Here is a 1,779-nt window from a genome sequence, read left to right as displayed (position 1 = left end):
GTGGGCACCGGAGGCGCGCATGGGGGCGACGACGGGGGGCAAGGCCGCATAGGGGGTACAGGCGGTGCCGGGGGGCTGGCTTATGTAAATAACATTCCGTGCACGCCCGGAGAACTTTTCTATGTGACGGTCGGCGCCATCGGCACGCACGGGCAACCTGGCGTGGACGGGACCAAAGGAGGCGACACGATCATTGCCCGCGCAAACGGTCAAGTTGTTTGTCGCGCTGGGGGCGGCGAGGGAGGAAAAAATGCCTATTCCAGTTACGGCTTGGGCGGCGCGGGCGGCGGGCCAATTGTAGGTGTGGGCGGATACGGCGGATATGGGGCCGAGGGAAACTATAACGGGAACGTTGGCTATATCGGAGGCGGTGCGGGGGCAGGCGGCTACGCCGGCAATGGCGGGCATGGCGGCTACAGCCTCGGGAGTGGCCGTAGCGATCCCCGTCCCCAGGTCGGCAGTGGGGCCGGGGCAGGCGGTTACGGCGCCGGCTTCGGCGGCGGCGGCGTGGGCCTGCGCGGCAAGGGCAGTGACGGCTACAGCGCCTATCCACAAAATCCGGCTACTGGCGGCCCCGGCTCCGGTGGCGGCTATACCGGAAGTTCAAATTACGGCTCACAAACTCCGGGCGGCGCTCGAATCGTTTGGGGCGTCGGAAAATCTTACCCCTCTAACGCAACATAAGGAGTTACATGCAATTTTATCGACTGCGTGACGGCACATTGCCAAACGTTCATGAAATCCGTCAGCAAAATCCGGGCATCGGCATTCCGGACACGCCGGATGACCTTTCCATGTACGGCTATGAGCCCTTCCTGGATAGCCCGGCGCCTGCGGTCGGAGAGGGCCAAAGCGTTGTGCGGCGTGCGCCAAAGCGCAGCGCCCAAGGCGTATGGGATTGGACGTGGGACATCGTGGAGCGCTCGGAACAGGAGATCGAGGCCGAGGAGTGCGCACGCGAAGAAGCGAAACGGGAAGTGGCCAAGGCCGCGCGCGCGGCACGCGTGGCAGGCATCCAGGTGAAGACCAAGGCCGGGAACGCGTACGACGGCGACGAGGTATCGCAAGGACGCATGGCGCGCGCAATTGTCGCCCTCCAAGCGGCCGGCGTTCCGTCCGTGCGGTGGGTACTGGCCGATAACTCGGTGATTTCCGCAACGGTCGCGGATCTCGCGGAGGCGTTAGCCCTCGCCGGCGCCGCCCAGGCCGCGATGTGGGTGATCCAGCCATGATGCGCCTGCGCCTGCGCCTGCTGATGCTCTGGATGCTGTGCGTCGCTGCTTCCGCGTACGCCGGCACACGAATGCTCTACCTCATCGCCCGCAACCCACGCAAGGCATGGTCCATGGCAGTTGCCCACGACCAGCTTGCAAACGCGGCGACCAACGGCCACATGGACGAGACAATCTCAAGCCGCGCGAATCGTGCCCGCACGAACGGGCGGCGCTGGGGTTGCGTTTTATGCCGCCTGCTGGACCGTATCGACAAGGACCACTGTACACGCTCCGCCGGAACGTGACACCCAACCCCGCTACGGCGGGGTTTTTCCATTCAAGGACCCTATGGCAGTCGAAACCACCGCAGCAACTGGCGCACTTATCAAATTCTTCGGCGTACCGCTGCTCGCCAGCGCCGCCGCCACCTCACTCGGATTCATGTTTATGTGGCCCAAGACCCGCAAAGAAGCCTTCCTCCGCATCGGCACCACCATCATTTTCTCCACCGTATTCGGCCCGCTGCTGGTCGTGGCGCTGCGCTCATGGTGGCCCGGCCTGTTCG

General features: G+C 64.5%; 2 protein-coding genes and 1 pseudogene. All 3 read left to right on the top strand.

Translation table 11 applies throughout. The features are described 5' to 3' along the window. Nucleotides 1-692: 692 nt before the first annotated feature. Nucleotides 693-1,232, top strand: a complete 540-nt coding sequence (locus F2P46_RS35630; protein WP_166899222.1) for a hypothetical protein — start codon at nt 693-695, stop codon at nt 1,230-1,232. Further along, entirely contained in the window at nt 1,229-1,519 is a 291-nt protein-coding gene (locus F2P46_RS35625) for a hypothetical protein (RefSeq protein ID WP_229509598.1), read from the top strand. Before F2P46_RS35630 ends, F2P46_RS35625 begins: the two co-directional genes overlap by 4 nt. A 43-nt stretch (nt 1,520-1,562) precedes the next feature. Then, nucleotides 1,563-1,779 (top strand): annotated as a pseudogene (locus F2P46_RS35620) (hypothetical protein); the annotation flags it as partial.

It is taken from the genome of Massilia sp. CCM 8734 (genome assembly GCF_011682155.1).
Lineage (GTDB): Bacteria > Pseudomonadota > Gammaproteobacteria > Burkholderiales > Burkholderiaceae_D > Telluria_A > Telluria_A rubra.
The sequence above is the reverse complement of the archived record's forward strand: the minus strand, read 5'-3'. Positions and strand labels throughout refer to the sequence as shown.